This window comes from Enterobacter sp. JBIWA003 (assembly GCF_019968825.1).
GTDB classification, from domain to species: Bacteria; Pseudomonadota; Gammaproteobacteria; order Enterobacterales; family Enterobacteriaceae; genus Enterobacter; species Enterobacter quasiroggenkampii.
Genome location: NZ_CP074170.1, coordinates 4,525,676 through 4,546,733, shown reverse-complemented (window position 1 = coordinate 4,546,733; position 21,058 = coordinate 4,525,676). Strand labels below are relative to the sequence as shown.

The window sequence follows — 21,058 nt, the reverse complement described above, 5'->3', positions numbered from 1 at the left end:
TATGGGCATCTTTTCCATCGCCAGCCAGCACATTCGCTTCGCCGTGAAGCTGGCGTGTGCCATTGTGCTGGCGCTGTTTGTTGGCTTTCACTTCCAGCTTGAAACCCCTCGCTGGGCAGTGCTGACGGCTGCGATTGTCGCGGCGGGCCCGGCCTTTGCTGCGGGTGGGGAACCCTATTCAGGCGCGATCCGCTATCGCGGGATGCTGCGTATCATCGGGACGTTTATCGGCTGTTTCGCGGCGCTCACCATTATTATTCTGATGATCCGCACGCCGCTGCTGATGCTGATGGTGTGCTGTATCTGGGCGGGCTTTTGCACCTGGATCTCGTCTCTGGTGAAAGTGGAGAACTCCTACGCCTGGGGGCTGGCGGGCTATACCGCGCTGATTATTATCATCACCATCCAGTCCGAGCCGCTGCTGGCTCCGCAGTTTGCGGTGGAGCGATGCAGCGAAATTGTCATTGGTATCGTGAGTGCGATTGTCGCGGATCTGCTGTTCTCCCCGCGCTCCATCAAGCAGGAAGTCGACCGTGAGCTTGACGCGCTGATTGTCGCTCAGTACCAGCTGATGCAGCTCTGCATCAAGCACGGCGACAGCGAAGAGGTGGATAAAGCCTGGAGCGGACTGGTTCGCCGCACGCAGGCGCTGGAGGGGATGCGCAGCAATCTTAATATGGAGTCGTCACGCTGGGCCCGCGCTAACCGTCGTCTGAAAGCCCTTAATACGGTCTCGTTAACGCTGATTACCCAGGCATGTGAAACCTATCTGATTCAGAACACCCGGCCGGAAGCGGTCACCGATACCTTCCGCGAACTGTTCGCCGAGCCGGTGGAAACGGTGCAGGACGTGCACAAGCAGCTGAAGCGTATGCGCAGGGTGATCGCCTGGACAGGGGAGCGCGACACGCCGGTAACCATCTACACCTGGGTCGGCGCCGCGACGCGCTACCTGCTGCTGAAACGCGGCGTGATCGGAAATACCAAAATCAGCGCGGCGGAAGAAGAGGTGCTGCAGGGCGAAGTGGTGATCAAGGCGGAATCCGCCGAGCGCCATCACGCGATGGTTAACTTCTGGCGTACGACGCTTGCCTGTATGCTCGGCACGCTGTTCTGGCTGTGGACGGGCTGGACGTCCGGCAGCGGCGCGATGGTGATGATTGCCGTCGTGACCGCACTGGCGATGCGTCTGCCTAATCCGCGTATGGTCGCCATCGATTTCCTGTACGGCACCATTGCCGCCCTGCCGATAGGCGCGCTCTACTTTCTGGTCATCATCCCGTCGACGCAGCAGAGCATGCTGCTGCTCTGTATTAGCCTGGCGGTAATGGCGTTCTTTATCGGCATTGAAGTGCAAAAGCGACGTCTGGGATCGCTGGGGGCGCTGGCGAGTACGATTAACATCATTGTGCTCGATAACCCGATGACCTTCCATTTCAGCCAGTTCCTCGACAGTGCGTTAGGTCAGCTGGTGGGCTGTTTCCTGGCAATGATGGTGATTCTGCTGGTCCGCGATAATTCGCAGGCAAGAACGGGCCGCGTGCTGTTGAACCAGTTTGTGTCGGCCGCCGTGTCGTCGATGACAACCAACACCGCGCGCCGTAAAGAGAACCATCTGCCCGCGCTCTACCAGCAGCTGTTTTTACTGCTGAACAAGTTCCCGGGCGATATCGGCAAGTTCCGGCTGGCGCTGACCATGATCATTGCACACCAGCGTCTGCGTAACGCACCGGTGCCGATCAACGACGATCTGTCGGCCTGGCACCGCCAGCTGCGTCGTACCGCTGACCACGTGCTTTCCGCCAGCAGTGATGACAAACGACGTCGCTACTTTACGCAACTGCTTGAAGAGCTGGATATCTACCAGGAGAAGCTTAAAACCTGGGAAGCGCCGCCTCAGGTGACCGAGCCGGTAGGACGGCTGGTGTTTATGCTGCATCGCTACCAGAATGCCCTCACGGATAGCTGACCGAAGTAAAAAAACCGACGCCAAAAGCGTCGGTTTTTTTGTGGCTATACTTATTCCAGCACGTTCTTACATTTCAGGAAGGGAGGACACATGACGACCCAGGCGCTTCAGGATCACATCCTTTTTCAGACCGGTTATCTGGTCAACGGAATCTGGAAAACGCTGGACACGACCTTCGATGTGCTTAACCCCGCAACCGGGGAAGTCATCGCGAAAGTGGCAAAAGCGGGTAAAGCACAAACCGAAGACGCTATCGCAGCGGCCACCAAAGCCTTTCCGGCCTGGCGTGCCAAAACCGCAAAAGAGCGCTCGGCGATTCTTTATCGCTGGTACGAACTGATCATTGAGAATAAAAGCTGGCTCGGGCAGTTAATGACCACCGAGCAGGGTAAGCCGCTGAAAGAGGCCGAAGGCGAGGTGGAGTACGCTGCCAGCTTTATCCAGTGGTTTGCCGAAGAGGCCAAGCGCGCGAACGGTGAAATTATTCCGCCGATCAAACCCGGCTCGCGCATTCTGGCGACCCGTGAACCCATTGGTGTGGTCGCGGCGATAACGCCGTGGAACTTTCCGATGGCCATGCTCACCCGCAAGTTAGGCCCGGCGCTGGCTGCAGGGTGTACCGGGGTGATCAAACCGGCCAATAACACGCCGCTCAGTGCCTTTGCGCTGCTTACTCTGGCAAAACAGGCTGGCGTGCCCGACGGCGTGCTCAACGCCGTGGCCGGGAATACGCATGAAATCAGCGATGCGATCATGGCAAGCCGCGACGTGCGTAAAATCTCCTTTACCGGCTCGACCTCCGTCGGCAAAACGCTGGTGCGTAATGCTGCCGAAACCATGAAGAAAGTCTCGATGGAGCTGGGGGGAAATGCCCCGTATATCGTTTTTGAGGATGCAGACATCGACGCGGCGGTGAAGGGGGCGATTGCCAACAAGTTCCGCAATGCCGGGCAGGTCTGCGTCAGCGTGAACCGTTTTTATATTCAGGAAACCGTCTACGACAAGTTTGTGAATAAACTTGCCGATGCCGTGAAGGCGCTCAAGGTGGGGAATGGCCTTGACGAGGGCGTTGTTGTCGGGCCGCTGATTGAATCTGCTGCGGTCGACAAGGTGCGTGAGCATGTCGACGATGCCGTCTCTCGGGGGGCAACCGTACTGGCAGGGGGTAAGCCCCATCCGCTTGGCGGGAATTTCTGGATGCCAACCGTGCTGGGCGACTGCCATGAAGGCATGAAGCTGGCAGAAGAAGAGACGTTTGGCCCGGTTGCGGCATGTTTCCGTTTCACCTCGGAAGATGAAGTTATCCAGCGTGCCAATAACACGCCCTATGGGCTGGCGGCTTACTTCTATACCCAGAATCTCTCACGTGTTTTCCGCGTTTCGCAGGCCATCGAGAGTGGGATGATCGGCATTAACGAGTGTGCCGTCTCCACGGAGCTGGGGCCCTTTGGTGGCGTAAAAGAGTCAGGCCTGGGTCGTGAGGGCTCCGTGCTGGGCCTGGAAGAGTACCTGGAAGTGAAAACCCTTCACATCGGGGGATTATAATAGACAGGGCGGCATCTGCCGCTCGCCTGGACTGGGTGGCTGGCAATGAAAACCTATACTTTTGATTTTGACGAGATCGACAGTCAGGAAGACTTCTACCGCGAATTTATCCGGGTGTTTGATCTTGAACGGGAAAGCGTGACGAATCTGGATACGCTGTGGGACGTGGTGACCGGGAGTCTGCTGCCGCTACCGCTGGAAATTGAGTTCATCCATTTGCCCGATAAGCTGCGCAGACGCTTTGGCGCACTGATATTACTGTTTGATGAAGCGGAAGAAGAGCTGGAAGGGCAGCTGCGTTTTAACGCGCGGCACTGAATGAAAAAAGCCCCTGACCTTGAGGCCAGGGGCAAGTCGTATGATGAGATACGACGAGGGTTTATTTATACAGTTCTGCAGTTGCATGCCAGTGGTCACCCTGATTCAGTTCGGTGACGCGATAGCTGCTGGCACCCGCTTTTTCAGCTTTGGCAGCCAGTTCGTGACGGATATCCATCGGAGAGCCGGTAACAGACGTCACGGAGATGCTGCCCATAGGCTGCAGATTTTGTGCCTGGTCGGCATTCACCTGCTGTACGGCTGCGCTTGCGCCGAAAGAGAGAACAGATGCCAGACCGAGGGTTGCGATGATCAATTTGGTTTTCATAGTCTTTACTCCTGAATAGGGTTTTTGCTCAACGGCGAGAAGGGTTGAACCACTATTTTTATGCCTGGTGCCGTTGAGTGGAGATTTACGTTTTCAGTTATTGCCCAAACTTATTTGTACAGCTCAGCGGTGGCGTGCCAGTGGGCACCAGAACGCGCTTCGATGATGCGGTAGGATGACGCACCCTTTTCTTCCGCTTTTTTGTTCAGCATCTCACGCATGTCCATTGGCGATGTGCCGACCGCGCCGACAGAAACCGTACCGATGGTCTCGCGTGATTGCGCCTGATCAGCATTGATAGCGTCAGCCGCGAAAGCACCGAATGACAGGACAGACAGGACGCTCAGCGCCGCTACAGTTGATTTGATTTTCATGATTTTTACCTCGTCGAATTTTTTAGTGGGGTCTTGTTTCGTGACCCTCATCACAAAATCAAGTATACACTAATAACGGTAAAAATTAATACCAGACTAATGGTTTCTATTGTTATTACGTGTTAACCACTCAGTTTTTTATAACCAAATTGCATAATATTGGGCATTTTTTGCGCATTTATGTTGGTTATATCTAATAAAATCATATGGATATCAGCTTTTGATTTTTTGTGCGATTTTTTGATTTAGCATTCACCAGATGAATGTTAATGGGCGGTAAAAAGCACTATTTGTCAAAGTCAGGGGCAGTGGAAAAGAGGGGGAAACGGCGTGGGGGCAGAACGATCCCCGCAGCGGCGCTACGGGGAAAGGGGATTAGAGTTCCTGTTCGAACAGAACCAGAATCGCTTCGTGGAGATCTTTAACGGAGAAACCGCTAGCCGGCGTGGTAAAGATGGTGTCATCGCCGGCGATAGTCCCGAGGATGCCTTCTGTTTTACCCAACGAGTCCAGCATGCGGGCAATCAGCTGTGCGGCCCCAGGGCTTGTGTGGATCACCACAACGGCGTCGTTGTAGTCGATATCCAGAACCAGATTCTTCAGCGGGCTGGAGGTGGTCGGCACGCCAAGTTCCGCCGGCAGGCAATAGACCATCTCCATCTTGGCGTTACGGGTACGCACCGCGCCAAATTTCGTTAACATGCGGGAGACTTTCGACTGATTGATGTTATCGAAGCCTTGTTCCTGCAGCGCCTGAACAATTTCTCCCTGAGAACTGAATTTCTCTTCTTTAAGTAGCGCTTTAAACGCCTTGACTAATTCTTCTTGCTTAGACGAGCTTCGCATAAGTCACCCGGAATATGACGATAGAAACAACATTATTATGCATGTGGATGAATTTTTATGCAAATTATCTACTCAGCGCCAGGCTGAAATAATGTTATGAAAGGGAGTGATTTTATCAGAATTCGTTATCAGAAAACATGCCTGGGTCACGCCGCGCAAATAAGCTTAAAAGTAAATTAAATGTTATCAAAATGATGTTGTTTTGGTGGCGGGGCAGGGTGTATTGTAACCACCTCTTAATTCGTCGCCGTCTGTCGTCAGAGCGTCTTCTGAAGAGAGATAAAGTCGCGTGACCTCAAATTCTTTAGCTACGAAAATTGTAATTATTTACTTGCTGAATTATGGTCGCCGCAACGGATTTACAGATACTTAAGTTAACCATAATAAGGAGTTTAGGATGAAAGTCGCAGTCCTCGGCGCTGCTGGTGGTATCGGCCAGGCGCTTGCCCTACTACTGAAAACCCAACTGCCTTCAGGCTCAGAACTCTCCCTGTACGATATTGCTCCGGTAACCCCAGGTGTGGCGGTTGACCTGAGCCACATCCCAACTGCTGTAAAAATCAAAGGCTTCTCCGGTGAAGATGCGCGTCCTGCACTGCAGGGTGCCGACGTGGTGCTGATTTCTGCAGGCGTGGCGCGTAAGCCAGGCATGGATCGTTCAGACCTGTTCAACGTCAACGCGGGCATCGTGAAAAACCTGGTGCAGCAGATTGCAGAAATCTGCCCGAAAGCATGCATCGGTATCATCACTAACCCGGTGAACACCACCGTTGCTATCGCGGCAGAAGTGTTGAAGAAAGCGGGCGTTTACGACAAAAACAAACTGTTCGGCGTAACCACGCTGGATATCATCCGCTCCAACACCTTTGTTGCTGAGCTGAAGGGCAAACAGCCAACAGAAGTGGAAGTGCCGGTCATCGGCGGTCACTCTGGCGTTACCATCCTGCCTCTGCTGTCGCAGATCCCAGGCGTAAGCTTCACCGAGCAGGAAGTAGCTGACCTGACCAAACGCATCCAGAACGCGGGCACCGAAGTGGTGGAAGCGAAGGCGGGTGGCGGTTCTGCAACCCTGTCTATGGGCCAGGCGGCTGCACGTTTCGGTCTGTCACTGGTTCGCGCGCTGCAGGGCGAGAAAGGCGTTGTTGAATGCGCTTACGTTGAAGGCGATGGCGAACACGCTCGCTTCTTCTCTCAGCCGCTGCTGCTGGGTAAAAATGGTATCGAAGAGCGTAAATCCATTGGCAAGCTGAGCGCGTTTGAACAACACGCGATGGAAGGCATGCTGGATACGCTGAAGAAAGATATCACCCTGGGTGAAGAGTTCGTTAACAAGTAATACGAACCGTCTCCTGGCAAAAAAACGGAGCTTATCGCTCCGTTTTTTTATGCCTGTCAGTTCGTTGCCGGGTATTCCTGAATGGTGACTTGCAGCGTCAGTTTCTTATCGTTGCGCATGACTTCAACAGGGATAATAGAGCCCGGGCGAATTTCTGCCACCTGGTCCATCGTCTCCAGCGCAGAAACCGCTGGCGTACCGTTGACCGACACAATGACGTCATTGACCTGAATCCCCGCGTTGGCCGCCGGACCCCCTGGCGCCACCTCGTTCACCACGATGCCCTGGATCTGATCGATACCGCCACCCTGGGTATGCATCGGCGCAATTTCGCGACCACCGATACCGATATAGCCGCGGATCACGCGTCCGTCGCGGATCAGCTTATCCATAATTTTGGTCGCCAGCTGGAACGGAATGGCAAAGCCGATCCCTTCCGGCGTCTCACCGTCGTTACTCTTATCGAACGACAGGGTGTTGATCCCCATCAGTTCGCCCAGCGAGTTGACCAGCGCACCGCCGGAGTTACCGTGGTTGATGGAGGCATCGGTTTGCAGGAAGTTCTGCCGCCCGGAGGGGTTCAGACCAATACGGCCGGTCGCGCTGATGATCCCCTGAGTGATGGTCTGGCCCAGGTTGTAAGGGTTACCAATCGCCAGGACGACGTCGCCTATATGCGGGGTACGTTTACGGTTGATCGGGATGACCGGCAAACCGCCCGTGGCGTTAATCTTCAGGACGGCGAGGTCGGTCAGGCTGTCAGAGCCAACGAGTAATGCCTCAAACACGCGGCCATCCTGCAGGGCGACGATGATCTGGTCGGCATCGTTTATCACGTGCTTGTTGGTAATAATGTAGCCGCGCTCGTCCATGATCACGCCGGAGCCGAGGGTGCGGATCTCCAGCTGGTTGTGGGCTGAGGTATTCAGGCCACGGTTATAGACGTTAACCACGGCAGGTGCGGCTCGGCGGACGGCCTGATTATAGGTGGCCGGTGTTTCATCCGTGCTATCGAACTGGGGAGCCGACAGTTTATTGAACTGACGTAAAGACGGCAGCGCCAGCAGCAGCAGGCCAGCGACAATCAAACCGATGACAATAGAACGTAAGAGCTTTAAAAGCATGATGCGCGTGTCGTTAAAAAAGGAACGATTTGCAGCATAACATGAGTTATCCGGACATCACACGCAGCGGTGATGTCCGGGTCGCAAATGCTTAGCGCAACAGAATATAGATAGACTCATTGCCGCGCATGACCTGCAGGGCAATAACCGCCGGTTTACTCTCCAGCACCTTGCGCAGTTCGGCAATGGACTGCACGCGATTGCGGTTTACGCCAATGATCACATCTTCCTGATGCAATCCGGCCTGAGCGGCAGGGCTGCTCTTTTCAACGGTGTCGATGCGAATGCCTTTCGTACCATCTTTCAACTGTCCATCGCTCAGCGTCGCACCCTGCAGCGCCGGGGCGATCAGCTCCGCACTGGCAGAGGAGGAGGTGCTCTTATCCAGCGTCACTTCAACGTTCAGCGGCTTACCGTCACGGATCAGACCCAGCTTCACTTTGGCGCCGGGTTCGGTGGTGGCTATCCGCGAGCGCAACTCGGCAAAGCTGCTCAGCGGCTTGTCGTTGAGGCTGACGATCACATCGCCCGATTTAATACCTGCTTTTGCCGAGCCGGAGTTAGGCAGCACTTCACTGACAAACGCCCCGCGCTGTACGTTGATGTTGAACGCTTTTGCGATATCCGCGCTCATCTCCATACCTTTAATACCCAGCAGCCCGCGTTTGATTTCACCGAACTGAATGAGCTGCTGTGCCAGCGTTTTGGCCATATTGCTGGGAATCGCAAAACCGATCCCAATGCTGCCGCCGCCCGGGGCCAGAATCGCCGTGTTGATCCCAATCAGCTCACCGTTAAGGTTGAGCAATGCCCCGCCGGAGTTCCCGCGGTTGATTGAGGCATCGGTCTGGATAAAGTTTTCCAGCCCTTCCAGATTGAGGCCGCTACGTCCCAGCGCGGAGACGATCCCGGAGGTGGCGGTTTGCCCTAAGCCAAAGGGGTTGCCTACGGCGACGGCAAAGTCGCCGACGCGCAGTTTGTCGGAATCCGCGATGGCAATCTGGGTCAGGTTGCTCGGGTTTTGCACCTGCAGCAGCGCGATGTCGCTCTGGTCATCGCCGCCAATCAGTTTGGCATCAAATTCGCGGCCATCGTTTAGCTGGACGCTGATTTTATCGGCCTGGCTGATGACATGATTGTTAGTCAGAATATAGCCTTTTGCCGCATCGATAATGACGCCAGACCCCAGGCCTTCAAAAGGCTGGGCCTGCTGGTCGGGAGACTCATCGCCAAAATACTTCTTCAGTTCTTCAGGGACGCGTTGGCTTTGTACCGCCGTGCCTTCAACCTGAACGCTGACGACCGCAGGCAACACTTTTTCCAGCATGGGTGCAAGGCTTGGAATGGCCGCCTGGCCAGGCACCTGGGAGGGAATGGCGGCAAATACAGGAACGGACGCCGAGAGAGATAACCCGACACTTAACGCGATAGCGCTCAACAGCTGGTTTTTTTTCTTCATCGATGTTGACTCTCGTAACCTGGAATAAAAGGAAAAACGGCCCCAAAAACACGTTGATGTTATTGAATTTTAAACCGCTGAACAATGAGGTGTTTAACTAAATGATAGCTGGGGTCATGAAGAAAGGACGGGCGCAATCGCTGCGCCCGTAAAATAAATTCAGGTTGTGCGATTAATCGCGTTTTACACCGCCACGCAGCAGGCCGGACGCGCCGTCTGAATAGTCGCGAGGCATCTGAACGGGCGCCTGATCGTTACCGGCCTCAGAGTCTGCCAGACGGTTGCGGAACGGGTTGGTTTCCGCCGTCATTTCCGGCAGCAGGCTGCTGGAGCTTTTTGCCATATGCTGATACAGCTGGCGATAGTCGGTCGCCATGTTGTCCAGCAGCTCGGCGCTACGGGCAAAATGGCTGACCAGCTCTTCACGATACTCTTCCAGCTCGGCTTTGTTCTTTTCCAGTTCGTACTGCAGTGACTGCTGCTGACGCAATTTGCGATTACCGAAACGCATGGCCACAGCACCAATGACGATGCCGACGACTAAACCGATTAGCGCATATTCCCAGGTCATGAACTTCTCCCGTTGTCTTGTTGTTCCGTAGGGTGTTGGCTCGGCTCCTGCCTGTGCCTGATAATGCCACTATAACCGCTATTTCCGTAGAAGTGGAATCCTGACGTATCATCGCGTAGTGTAGAACGGCCTTTTTTTCATCAGTCACGTCTGCTGGTGAGCGTTAATTGAAGGAATAACAATAAGATTATGCAAAACCTGTCCCCTGCATCGCGATATCAACTGGCCCTTACCGAGGGTACCCATCAGCCGGATGACGTTCAACGTGAGGCGGTAAGCCGTCTGGAGATGATTTATCAGGAACTCACGGCCAAACCCGCTGAAACCGAGCAGAATGGCGGGCTAAAGGCGGCATTTGGGCGGTTGCTCGGAAAAAAAACGCCACAGGCTCACGCGCCGGTGCGCGGTTTATACATGTGGGGCGGGGTCGGTCGCGGAAAAACCTGGCTGATGGACATGTTCTACCAGAGCCTGCCGGGGGAGCGTAAACAGCGTCTGCACTTCCACCGCTTTATGCTGCGGGTACATGAAGAGTTGACTGCGCTGCAGGGTAAAAGCGATCCGCTGGAGATTGTGGCCGACCGGTTCAAGGCGGAAACGGACGTGCTCTGCTTCGATGAATTTTTTGTGTCTGATATCACCGATGCCATGCTGTTAGGCGGCCTGATGAAGGCGTTATTTGCCCGCGGGATTACGCTGGTGGCCACGTCGAATATCCCGCCGGACGAGCTGTACCGCAACGGCCTGCAGCGGGCACGCTTCCTGCCCGCCATCGACGCCATTAAGCAGCACTGCGACATTATGAACGTCGATGCCGGTGTCGATTATCGTCTGCGCACGTTAACCCAGGCGCACCTGTGGCTCTCGCCGTTAAATGCAGAGACCACCCGCGAGATGGATACACTCTGGCTGGCGCTGGCGGGGGCAAAACGCGAGCACGCCCCGGAACTCGAGATTAACCATCGCCCGTTGCCTACGCTCGGCGTTGAAAACCAAACGCTGGCGGTCTCCTTTACGACGCTCTGTGTCGACGCCCGTAGCCAGCACGACTACATTGCGCTTTCGCGTCTGTTCCACACCGTGATGGTGCTGGATGTACCGGTGATGACGCGGCTGATGGAGAGCGAGGCGCGGCGCTTCATTGCGCTGGTGGACGAGTTTTATGAGCGCCACGTCAAGCTGGTGGTCAGCGCCGAGGTTCCTTTATATGAGATCTACCAGGGCGAGCGGCTGAAGTTTGAGTTCCAGCGCTGCCTGTCTCGTCTGCAGGAGATGCAGAGCGAGGAATACCTGAAGCTGGAGCATATGCCATAATAAATGCCACCCTCTCCCTGAGAAGGGAGCCTTGTAGGCCGGGTAAGGCGCAGCCGCCACCCGGCATTTTCACCCCCCTCGAAAAACCCATTCCAAATCACATTTAAGGGTCGATCTTTGACCTCAACTTCTCTATAATCTTGCGACCCCACGTTACGAGAAGGTTTTTTTCCCGAAACTTTCTATGTGTCGGCATGAGCTATTCGAAGGGGTAGGTTTGCCGGACTTTGTCGTGTGAACCTCAACTGACTAAACGTTTGGGTGTTCACCAACGTGTAACTTATTATTTGGGTAAGCTTTTAATGAAAACTTTTACAGCTAAACCAGAAACCGTACAGCGCGACTGGTATGTTGTTGACGCGACCGGTAAAACTCTGGGCCGTCTGGCTACTGAACTGGCTCGTCGCCTGCGCGGTAAGCACAAAGCGGAATACACTCCGCACGTTGATACCGGTGATTACATCATCGTTCTGAACGCTGATAAAGTTGCTGTAACCGGCAACAAGCGTACTGACAAAATGTACTACCACCACACCGGCCACATCGGTGGTATCAAAGAAGCGACCTTTGAAGAGATGATTGCTCGCCGTCCTGAGCGTGTGATTGAAATCGCGGTTAAAGGCATGCTGCCAAAAGGCCCGCTGGGTCGTGCTATGTTCCGTAAACTGAAAGTTTACGCAGGCAACGAGCACAACCACGCGGCACAGCAACCGCAAGTTCTTGACATCTAATCGGGATTATAGGCAATGGCTGAAAATCAATACTACGGCACTGGTCGCCGCAAAAGTTCCGCAGCTCGCGTTTTCATCAAACCGGGCAGTGGTAAAATCGTAATCAACCAGCGTTCTCTGGAACAGTACTTCGGTCGCGAAACTGCCCGCATGGTAGTTCGCCAGCCGCTGGAACTGGTTGATATGGTAGAAAAACTGGATCTGTACATCACCGTTAAAGGTGGTGGTATCTCCGGTCAGGCAGGTGCGATCCGTCACGGTATCACCCGCGCTCTGATGGAGTACGACGAATCCCTGCGTTCTGAACTGCGTAAAGCTGGCTTCGTTACTCGTGACGCGCGTCAGGTTGAACGTAAGAAAGTGGGTCTGCGTAAAGCACGTCGTCGTCCACAGTTCTCCAAACGTTAATCCATTCTGCTTACGCAGAACGATTGGCGAAAAACCCGCTTCGGCGGGTTTTTTTATGGATAATGCGCAGGTTATCCACAATATCCATGCATATATCTTCTCTTTTTCCACATTTCCAGAATCCCCTCACCACAAAGCCATCAAAATCTGGTAAACTATCATCCAATTTTCTGCCCAAATATCGGTGAATACTCGATTTTTGTTCGATTCTTGAACAATGTGTCTTCTCTGGGATGGGCGATACAACATCTGGCTGGCCCCTGTTGGGCTGGTAGCAGTAAAAATTCTGAATATACCTGGAGGTTTTCATGGCTGTCGCTGCCAACAAACGTTCGGTAATGACGCTGTTTTCTGGTCCTACTGACATTTATAGCCATCAGGTTCGTATCGTGCTGGCCGAGAAGGGTGTCAGTTTTGAGATCGAGCATGTGGAAAAGGATAACCCGCCTCAGGATCTGATCGATCTCAACCCGAGCCAAAGCGTACCGACGCTGGTGGATCGCGAGCTGACCCTGTGGGAATCCCGTATCATTATGGAATATCTGGATGAGCGTTTCCCACATCCGCCGCTGATGCCTGTTTACCCTGTTGCGCGTGGTGAAAGCCGCCTGTACATGCAGCGTATCGAGAAAGACTGGTATTCGCTGATGAACGTGATTACCAGCGGATCCGCTGCCGAAGCCGACGCTGCGCGTAAGCAACTGCGTGAAGAACTGCTGGCAATCGCCCCGGTGTTTGGTCAGAAGCCGTTCTTCCTGAGCGATGAGTTCAGCCTGGTAGACTGCTACCTGGCACCGCTGCTGTGGCGTCTGCCAACCCTGGGCGTAGAGTTCAGCGGTCCTGGCGCGAAAGAGCTGAAAGGCTACATGACTCGCGTATTCGAACGCGACTCTTTCCTGGCATCTTTAACTGAACCGGAACGTGAAATGCGTCTCGGCCGAGGCTAATGACTGTGGAAATGTCACAACTTACCCCACGCCGTCCGTATCTGCTGCGCGCCTTCTATGAATGGCTGCTGGATAACCAGCTCACGCCGCACCTGGTTGTGGATGTGACGTTGCCGGGCGTGCTGGTTCCAATGGAATACGCACGTGACGGACAGATCGTACTGAACATCGCCCCGCGCGCGGTGGGTAACCTGGAACTGGCGAACGATGAAGTGCGCTTCAACGCGCGTTTCGGCGGCGTACCGCGTCAGGTTTCCGTGCCGCTGGCCGCTGTGCTGGCTATCTACGCCCGTGAAAACGGGGCGGGTACTATGTTTGAGCCGGAAGCGGCGTATGATGAAGAGGTTGCCAGCCTGAATGATGACAATGCATCTGATGAGCGCGAAAGCGACACGGTGATGTCACTTATCGATGGCGACAAACCCGATCATCACGACGACAATGACCCTGATGACGATCCGCCTCCGCGCGGTGGTCGCCCGGCGCTACGCGTCGTCAAATAAATCCCTTTGTCGTCCGTTTATAAAAGCCAGTGATTCACTGGCTTTTTTCTTTATATCCATCAACCGCTGCAACATTTTTAAATAAGCATTGTTTATATCTCTTATTTCTTTATTGTCTGGTTAATAATTAACTAGATTTATAAATGGTGTGAATCAATGAGGTGTAAAGTAATATCAAAGCGCTGAGAAAAGTAAAGTTAAATTCAGAGTAGTATTCTTTTTTTGATGTTAATCTCTTTTTTTAAATGGGTAATTCCTTAATAAATTAAGGAAAAGATCAGTTTTTCGTTATCCTTAATAGAATCGTTAATTTTGCTAAATTGCATGTATTTATAAAAACAATACTATGTGCACATGCTGACAAGCATGACGACAATCAGTAACTGGTAAAGGTATTTATCATTACTGGATTAAATATTGCAATTACTCATATGTTAAGGATTAACAAGTGAAAAAAGTTTTACTCGCGACTGCGCTTTCTCTGTGTGTGACATCAGCATTTGCTGCAGACCCTTCAGCGGTACTGAAGGTTAAAGGTACGCTGACGAATGCAGCATGTACACCCGTTCTGAGCAACGGTGGTACTGTTGACTACGGTACAATTAACCTGGGCGATCTGAGTGCGACTGCAACCAACCAGTTGGGCCAGAAAAATATCGACCTGACCATTAACTGCACCGCGGCAACAAAAGTGTCCTGGAATATGGTAGACGACCGCGTGGATTCTAACGCGAACCTGACGGTAACAAACGGTCAGTTTGGTGGTGGCTCTCAAGGTAGCGGCACTGGCCAAACTTACGGTGTGGGCAAAACCGAAGGTGGCGTTAACATCGGTACTTACGCTCTGTTTGTTAAAGCAGACAGCGTAACGGCTGATGGTGCTGCGGCAGATCCAATCTATCAGCAGAACGCAACGGGTAACTGGACCAAAACCACCAATGGTTCTACTCAGGGCAGCCATATTCGTGACTTCACCGTCGCGTCTACGGGTACTCTGGACCCGCTGGCTTTCCAGACTGCGACCTTCCCACTGGTGACCTCACTGGCTGTTCAGAACACCGCAACTCTGGCGATTACCGATGATACTCAGCTTGACGGTCAGTTGACCATCAGCCTGCGTTATCTGTAAGACTTTATTGAGTAAAAGTAATTTTAAAATAATCCAGAGAGTGAATGTTCTGCATTTACTCTCTTTTTAACAGCGCGATAAACATGGAATGTTCTGTTGGGCTATCAAGGAGATAATATTATGCAATGCGTAAAATCGAATATATTTAAAACACTTTTCACCCTCGCTTTATTTTCTACCCATTTTGCAGTACATGCAGAAGGTATGGTGCCGGAAACCAGCCTGCTGATTATTGATGAAGCCACGCACAGCGGTACCATCAACGTAAAAAATACGGATTCACACCCATCCCTTTTATATACGAACGTGGTTGACCTGCCGGATGATCAGGGGCTTAAGCTGATCGTCACGCAGCCTGTAGTTCGCCTTGAACCCGGTCAAACGCAGCAACTTCGTTTTATTTTGCAAAGCAAGCAACCGCTGGACGTTGAGCATTTCAATCGCGTAACGTTTGACGGCATTCCGCCAAAAAATGACGATAAAAAAATTAAAATTGGTATTAACATCCGCCAGGATATTCCAGTGCTAATACGCCCGGCTACGCTGGGGGTTGTGACGGACGCATGGAAATACCTCAAATGGTCAACCGTCGGGTCGTCTGTAAAAGTCACCAATCCAAGTAAGTACGTTGTCCGTCTGGCACAAAAAGTCGTATTACAGCCTTCAGGCGCAAACGCCACGCTTTCCAAAACTTACCTTCTGCCAGGTGAGACGATGACGGCTGCGTTGAATAAAACAACCAGTGGTGACAGCCACGTTAAATTTTTCCCGGCCAGCCGCTATGGCGTTGAAGTGCCGAGCTTTACCTCTGAATTAAATAAATAAAATAGGGATAAAACGGTGAATAAAAAAAGCCGTATTGCACTTTGTGTCCGCGCAGTTCTCTGCGGCACCTTGCCTCTGATGATGTTTGACTCCGCTTCCGTACTCGCAAGGGAAGTGACGTTTGATACGGGAGTAATGAAAACGCTGGGGTTAACGAGCGATTTGAACCATTACTTCGCTGAAGCACCGCGTTTTCTGCCCGGAACCCATTCCGTGAACGTCAAAGTGAATGGTGAAGATCGCGGCATGGCCGCCGTCCGTTTCGATAAGGACGGCGTGCTGTGTTTTGATAACGATCTGCTTGATTTCGCCGGTCTTATGCCGGTTCCGCTGAAGGCAGGCGAGGCGTGCCATGACATCCGTGACGATTACCCGAAAGCGGTGATCAACGCGTTGCCAAACCAGGAAGCCGTTGAGTTATACCTGCCGCCTGAAGCGGTAAACAGCCTGTCGTCGGATATCCGAAACTTCCAGCACGGCGGTGCCGCCGGGATGCTCAACTATTCGCTATTCAGCACCCGTAACGAATATGGCGGTAGCGACAATTCCCGCTACTCGCAGGCCAATCTGGAAGCGGGTTTCAACGCTTTTGACTGGTCGCTTCGCAGTAATTACATCCTGACGGATGACAATGGCAAGAAAAATGCCGACAGCATTTACACCTATGCGGAGCATGTTTTTGTCCCGCAGAAGTTAACCATGCAGGTTGGTGAAATTAACGCCCTGTCTAATGTGTTGAGCGGCATACCCATTACCGGCATCCAGCTTATGCCGACCAACGGGCTGACAAGAGACGGTAGCGGCGTCAGCGTGTCCGGCATTGCCCGTTCTTCGCAGGCTCGCGTGGAGATTCGCCAGAACAATCAGCTGATTTTCAGTACGCTCGTGCCCGCGGGGCCATTTACGCTGGATGACGTGCCGATTGCGCGTAACAACGTCGATTTGGACGTTTCCGTCGTGGAGTCTGACGGCTCAACGAATCACTTTATTGTTCCTGCAGCCGCCGTGAAGCAGCGCAACCTTTCACGCCCGCAGGGGCTTACCGTGTCAGCGGGTCAGGTGCGCAGCATCGACAGCGACTACAGCGATCCGCTAGTGATGAACGTGTCCGACGGCTGGCGCATTTTCCCGTGGATGAACCTTCTGGCCTCCGGTACTGCCGCTCAGGATTACCAGGCGGCTGGCGGTCGCACCGATTTTCTGATCAACGACCTCTGGTCTGTCTCCACGACGGTTGCGGCAAGCCAGGAATCGTTTGGTGACAGCAACAGTGGCCTTAAAACCGAGCTGGGAAGCGACCTTACGCTTTCCTCCCATGTCTCGCTTTCCACCAGCGCGACGCACTACAGCGGCGGCTATCGTGAGATGGCAGAAGCAATGGACGACGATTACCAGGGATACGATAACGCCTATTCCGGCAGCGTACATTTTTCATCCGATCTGGCAGGCGTTTTCTCAGCAGGCTTCAACTACAACCAGAGCAGCGGGGACTATGAAGATTCCCGCTATCTGCTTCTGTCGTGGGGTAAGACGTTCAAATATGCCAGCGTGACTGCAAACTGGCAAAGCGCTGTGGGCAACGTCGATGACGACCAGGATGATGAAATGCTGTACATCAACGTCAGCATTCCGTTGAGTCCAGGGCAATCTGTGAGCACCTACATGCGCAAGCAGGGCGACAATACCACTTACGGTGTCGCCAACAGCGGCTCGATGGGCGACAACACGCACTACTATATCGCCGCGGATCGTGACCAGTCCTCCAGTGATAATAGCTTCAACGGTAACATCAACACCAACCTGCATTATACCCAGCTGAGCGTGGGTGGCGGCACCAGCGGTGATAATCAGCGTAACTATAACGCCACCCTGGCGGGCGGCATCGCTATGCACAAAAATGGCGTGACGTTCTCGCCGTATGCGATTCGCGATACCTTTGCCATTGCCAGACTGAGCGAGAAGAAAAGCGGGGTAGAAATCGCCACACCACAGGGTACGGTCTGGACCGATGCCTGGGGGCAGGCGGTCGTACCTTCGCTAAACGAGTGGCGCAATTCGCGTATTGAAGTGGATGCCAACAAGCTGCCGCAGAATATGACGCTGGCAAACGGCACCCGATATATCGCCGCAGGTCACGCTTCAGTCAGCGAGCTTGACTTCAGGGTGCTAAACAGCCGTCGTGTGATGCTGCGTATGAAGCAAGCCGATGGTCAGCCGCTGAAAAAAGGGCTGACGGTCGTGGATGAGAAGGGCAACTACATTGTTACGGTCGTTGATGATGGTCATGTCTTTATCAACGATGCGGATCAGCTATCGGCGCTCTACGCCATGGATGCCAACAACAATCGTCTGTGCAAACTCGATTTCGCTCTTCCAGAGAAACGCGATGAAGATGCCTTCTATGAAGAAGTAAACGGAGTATGCCGATGAATTATCAACAAACAGTTGGATTAACCGCGCTGGGGATACTTTTCTTCGCGGCGACTGCACATGCGGAAGATTGCCAAATAACGCTCTCGCAGCCGGTGGTGGATTACCACGAAATGCGTCGAGATAATATCGATAAAACCCAGCAGAACTGGCACAAAATGGCGGACCGTACCCTCAACGTTAACGTTTACTGTCCGCAGCCGCAGCAAATGGCGGTGTTGCTGCAGGGGACGGCAGGCGATAAAGGGCGCTTCACATTCGGCCAGTCTGGCGGAATGGCGGTGAAAATCGATGAGATGACCGTCGATGGTAAAAATTATACCGTCGGTAAAACGGTCGACCAGCTCAATTTTACTCCGCAAAGCGGCACGCCTTCGCCATTTTATGTGCGTAATAATGAAGCGGTTATTGCGGTTGATAATAATCAGGTGCCTTCAGGCCAGCAGATGAATTTCCGGGTGACGCTATCCCCGTGCTGGATGACAATGCGTTTAGCCGCATCACCGATCAAACCGCACTGGAAAGTGATTTAACCTGGACCCTGCTGACGAAGTAGCGGTTCGGGTATTAAATAAAAATAATGAAGAGAAAATAAGCTTCATTATTTTTGTCGTCGATGAAATGAATATTTTTATCCTTTCTGATAAGTGAATGCGCTGGGAGGAAAGATATATATTCATTTAACGGCATGAATGCCGTAATTGGTTTGTTATAAATAGATTAAACGTTAAGGATTAACGAATGAAAAAAGTATGGCTTGCAACTGTTCTGTCTCTTTGTGTCTCTTCTGCATTTGCAGCTGACCCGAGCGCCGTTTTGAAGTTAAAAGGTACGTTAACTAATGCGTCCTGTACCCCAACGCTGAGCGGCGGCGGCACCATTGACTACGGCACCGTCAATCTGGGCTCGCTGAGCGCCACTGCAGTTAACCAACTGGGACAAAAAGACTTCTCCCTGACGATTAGCTGCCAGGCGCCTGTCAAAGTGGGCTTTAGCGTGAATGATGACCGTAGCGGCACGGCGGCGAATGTGGTCGTTAAAAACGGTACCGTAGCCGGTGTTGACGTCCTCCAGCCGGTAAACCTGTTTGGCGTAAACACCACGGCAGGCAACGTGAAGATTGGTAACTACAGCATGTTTGTTAAAACCGACAGCGTAACGGCAGATGGTAATGCAGTCGGAGTGACCTACAGCTCAGATAATGGAACGTCCTGGTCTAACGTGGGTTCACTGATGCAGAACAACGCCAGTGAAATTGTGACTGTTGCAACCACCGGAGAAACGGCACCACTGGCCTTTACTCAGGCCGTTGTACCAATGGCTATTTCGCTTGCGATTCAGGACACCACGACGCTGGCAATTACCGATGATACCAGCATTGATGGGCAGGCAACCTTCACGCTGAAATATCTGTAATTTATATTTTAATTACGCTTTATTTAGCAAAGGGAATAAACCGGAAGGTTTATTCCCTTTTTTTCTTACACTTCCAGGTAATTCAGTATACCGTCAGCCGCCTTGCGGCCTTCGGCAATCGCCGTCACCACCAGGTCGGAACCGCGAACGATATCGCCACCCGCGAAGATTTTCGGGTTGCTGGTCTGGAATGCGTTATCGCTACCTTCTGGCGCAATAATACGGCCCTGTGAATCCAGCTCAACGCTGTGCTTCGCCAGCCATTCCATGCTGTGAGGGCGGAAACCGAACGCCATCACCACGGCGTCGGCCGGGATCACGTGTTCAGAACCGGCCACGATCTCGGCGCGACGACGGCCTTTCGCATCCGGTGCGCCCATCTCGGTACGCGCCATCTTCACGCCGCTCACTTTACCGTTGGCATTCACTTCTATACCCAGAGGCTGGATGTTGAACTGGAACTCCACGCCCTCTTCACGCGCGTTTTTCACTTCGCGCTTAGAGCCCGGCATGTTCTCTTCGTCACGACGGTAGGCGCAGATCACGTGTGCCGCATTCTGACGAATGGAGGTACGCACGCAGTCCATCGCGGTATCACCGCCGCCCAGCACCACTACGCGTTTGCCTTCCATGCTGACGAAAGGCTCATCGGCGGTTTCGCCGTAGCCCATGATCTGCTTGGTGTTGGCAATCAGGAACGGCAGCGCGTCGTACACGCCCGGCGCGTCTTCGTTCTCCAGACCGCCGCGCATGGACTGATAGGTGCCCACACCCAGGAACACGGCGTCGTAATCCTTCAGCAGGTCGTCGAGCTGCACGTCGCGGCCCACTTCCACGTTCAGTTTGAACTCAATGCCCATGCCGGTGAAGATTTCGCGGCGACGGGTCATGACCTCTTTTTCCAGCTTGAAGGCCGGGATACCGAAGGTCAGCAGGCCGCCGATCTCCGGATGACGGTCAAAGACCACCGCCTTCACGCCGTTGCGGGTCAGCACGTCCGCACAGGCCAGGCCCGCCGGGCCCGCGCCGATGATCGCCACGCGCTTGTCGGTTTGCTTCACGCCGGTCATGTCCGGACGCCAGCCCATCTCAAACGCTTTATCGTTGATGTAGCGCTCGATGTTGCCAATCGTCACCGCGCCGAACTCGTCGTTCAGCGTACAGGAACCTTCGCACAGACGGTCCTGAGGACACACGCGGCCGCACACTTCCGGCAGGGTGTTGGTCTGGTGAGAGAGCTCGGCGGCTTCAAAAATACGTCCTTCGTTGGCCAGCTTCAGCCAGTTCGGGATGTAGTTGTGTACCGGACATTTCCATTCGCAGTAAGGGTTACCGCAGGACAGGCAGCGGTCTGCCTGTGCTTTGGCCTGGCCTTCTGAAAACGGCTCGTAGATTTCAACAAATTCAATTTTACGGATCTTCAGCGGTTTCTTTGGCGGATCAACACGCTGCAGGTCGATAAACTGGTATACGTTCTGGCTCATC

The 21,058-nt window shown here is 53.2% G+C and carries 20 protein-coding genes and 1 pseudogene; 14 read left to right on the top strand and 7 right to left on the bottom strand.

Translation table 11 applies throughout. From position 1 onward, the window contains the following. The first annotated feature begins 1 nt into the window (after position 1). The 3 genes from aaeB to KGP25_RS22035 all read left to right on the top strand — a co-directional run bounded on the left by aaeB (position 2) and on the right by KGP25_RS22035 (position 3,832). Entirely contained in the window at positions 2-1,969 is a 1,968-nt protein-coding gene (gene aaeB, locus KGP25_RS22045; protein ID WP_045910132.1) for a p-hydroxybenzoic acid efflux pump subunit AaeB, read from the top strand. Positions 1,970-2,059: 90 nt separating this feature from the next. Beyond that, positions 2,060-3,514 carry an NAD-dependent succinate-semialdehyde dehydrogenase gene (locus KGP25_RS22040; RefSeq protein ID WP_032664520.1) on the top strand — a complete coding sequence of 485 codons (1,455 nt, stop codon included), beginning with the start codon at positions 2,060-2,062 and terminating at the stop codon, positions 3,512-3,514. Positions 3,515-3,559: 45 nt separating this feature from the next. Next, the gene (locus KGP25_RS22035; RefSeq protein ID WP_008502839.1) at positions 3,560-3,832 is read left to right on the top strand and encodes a barstar family protein; all 273 of its coding nucleotides are present in this window, start codon (positions 3,560-3,562) and stop codon (positions 3,830-3,832) included. A 61-nt stretch (positions 3,833-3,893) separates the two neighbouring features. Here the strand turns inward: KGP25_RS22035 and yhcN (KGP25_RS22030) are convergent, their stop codons facing one another. The 3 genes from yhcN (KGP25_RS22030) to argR all read right to left on the bottom strand — a co-directional run bounded on the left by yhcN (KGP25_RS22030) (position 3,894) and on the right by argR (position 5,380). Next, complete coding sequence (gene yhcN, locus KGP25_RS22030) at positions 3,894-4,160, bottom strand: peroxide/acid stress response protein YhcN (RefSeq protein ID WP_008502838.1); 267 nt, start codon at positions 4,158-4,160, stop codon at positions 3,894-3,896. Positions 4,161-4,270: 110 nt separating this feature from the next. Continuing rightward, positions 4,271-4,534, bottom strand: a complete 264-nt coding sequence (gene yhcN, locus KGP25_RS22025) for a peroxide/acid stress response protein YhcN (RefSeq protein ID WP_045910130.1) — start codon at positions 4,532-4,534, stop codon at positions 4,271-4,273. 375 nt (positions 4,535-4,909) lie between these two features. After that, positions 4,910-5,380 (bottom strand): transcriptional regulator ArgR, encoded by a 471-nt coding sequence (argR, locus tag KGP25_RS22020; protein ID WP_008502836.1) that lies wholly within the window; start codon positions 5,378-5,380, stop codon positions 4,910-4,912. 397 nt (positions 5,381-5,777) lie between these two features. Here argR and mdh point away from each other — a divergent pair, with 397 nt between their 5' ends. After that, positions 5,778-6,716 carry a malate dehydrogenase gene (gene mdh / locus KGP25_RS22015; protein WP_045910129.1) on the top strand — a complete coding sequence of 313 codons (939 nt, stop codon included), beginning with the start codon at positions 5,778-5,780 and terminating at the stop codon, positions 6,714-6,716. A 56-nt stretch (positions 6,717-6,772) separates the two neighbouring features. Here the strand turns inward: mdh and degS are convergent, their stop codons facing one another. From degS to zapG, 3 genes are all read right to left on the bottom strand, one after another. Continuing rightward, positions 6,773-7,840, bottom strand: a complete 1,068-nt coding sequence (gene degS, locus KGP25_RS22010) for an outer membrane-stress sensor serine endopeptidase DegS (protein WP_008502834.1) — start codon at positions 7,838-7,840, stop codon at positions 6,773-6,775. Positions 7,841-7,931: 91 nt separating this feature from the next. Beyond that, complete coding sequence (gene degQ, locus KGP25_RS22005; protein ID WP_045910128.1) at positions 7,932-9,299, bottom strand: serine endoprotease DegQ; 1,368 nt, start codon at positions 9,297-9,299, stop codon at positions 7,932-7,934. A gap of 172 nt (positions 9,300-9,471) precedes the next feature. Continuing rightward, a complete protein-coding gene (zapG, locus tag KGP25_RS22000) occupies positions 9,472-9,870 on the bottom strand; it encodes a Z-ring associated protein ZapG (protein WP_008502832.1) in 399 nt (132 codons plus the stop codon). 189 nt (positions 9,871-10,059) lie between these two features. Here zapG and zapE point away from each other — a divergent pair, with 189 nt between their 5' ends. The 10 genes and pseudogenes from zapE (at position 10,060) to KGP25_RS21950 (ending at position 19,573) form a co-directional block, all read left to right on the top strand. Further along, a complete protein-coding gene (gene zapE / locus KGP25_RS21995; RefSeq protein ID WP_223539628.1) occupies positions 10,060-11,184 on the top strand; it encodes a cell division protein ZapE in 1,125 nt (374 codons plus the stop codon). Positions 11,185-11,486: 302 nt separating this feature from the next. Beyond that, a complete protein-coding gene (gene rplM, locus KGP25_RS21990; protein WP_003860434.1) occupies positions 11,487-11,915 on the top strand; it encodes a 50S ribosomal protein L13 in 429 nt (142 codons plus the stop codon). 15 nt (positions 11,916-11,930) lie between these two features. Continuing rightward, complete coding sequence (rpsI, locus tag KGP25_RS21985) at positions 11,931-12,323, top strand: 30S ribosomal protein S9 (RefSeq protein ID WP_003860436.1); 393 nt, start codon at positions 11,931-11,933, stop codon at positions 12,321-12,323. Positions 12,324-12,631: 308 nt separating this feature from the next. Beyond that, positions 12,632-13,270 (top strand): stringent starvation protein SspA, encoded by a 639-nt coding sequence (gene sspA / locus KGP25_RS21980; RefSeq protein WP_025756674.1) that lies wholly within the window; start codon positions 12,632-12,634, stop codon positions 13,268-13,270. 5 nt (positions 13,271-13,275) lie between these two features. Then, positions 13,276-13,773, top strand: coding sequence for a ClpXP protease specificity-enhancing factor (sspB, locus tag KGP25_RS21975; RefSeq protein ID WP_045355426.1), 498 nt, complete (start codon positions 13,276-13,278; stop codon positions 13,771-13,773). Positions 13,774-14,221: 448 nt separating this feature from the next. Continuing rightward, positions 14,222-14,902, top strand: coding sequence for a DUF1120 domain-containing protein (locus KGP25_RS21970; RefSeq protein ID WP_223539627.1), 681 nt, complete (start codon positions 14,222-14,224; stop codon positions 14,900-14,902). A 120-nt stretch (positions 14,903-15,022) separates the two neighbouring features. Then, the gene (locus tag KGP25_RS21965) at positions 15,023-15,727 is read left to right on the top strand and encodes a fimbria/pilus chaperone family protein (protein ID WP_223539626.1); all 705 of its coding nucleotides are present in this window, start codon (positions 15,023-15,025) and stop codon (positions 15,725-15,727) included. Between the two features lie 15 nt (positions 15,728-15,742). Then, a complete protein-coding gene (locus tag KGP25_RS21960; RefSeq protein ID WP_223539625.1) occupies positions 15,743-18,157 on the top strand; it encodes a fimbrial biogenesis outer membrane usher protein in 2,415 nt (804 codons plus the stop codon). Further along, positions 18,154-18,713: pseudogene (locus KGP25_RS21955) on the top strand (hypothetical protein). Before KGP25_RS21960 ends, KGP25_RS21955 begins: the two are co-directional and overlap by 4 nt. Before the next feature lie 185 nt (positions 18,714-18,898). Further along, a complete protein-coding gene (locus KGP25_RS21950) occupies positions 18,899-19,573 on the top strand; it encodes a DUF1120 domain-containing protein (RefSeq protein WP_223539624.1) in 675 nt (224 codons plus the stop codon). A gap of 65 nt (positions 19,574-19,638) precedes the next feature. Here the strand turns inward: KGP25_RS21950 and gltD are convergent, their stop codons facing one another. Next, positions 19,639-21,057, bottom strand: a complete 1,419-nt coding sequence (gene gltD / locus KGP25_RS21945) for a glutamate synthase subunit GltD (RefSeq protein ID WP_014833470.1) — start codon at positions 21,055-21,057, stop codon at positions 19,639-19,641. Position 21,058 lies beyond the last annotated feature (1 nt).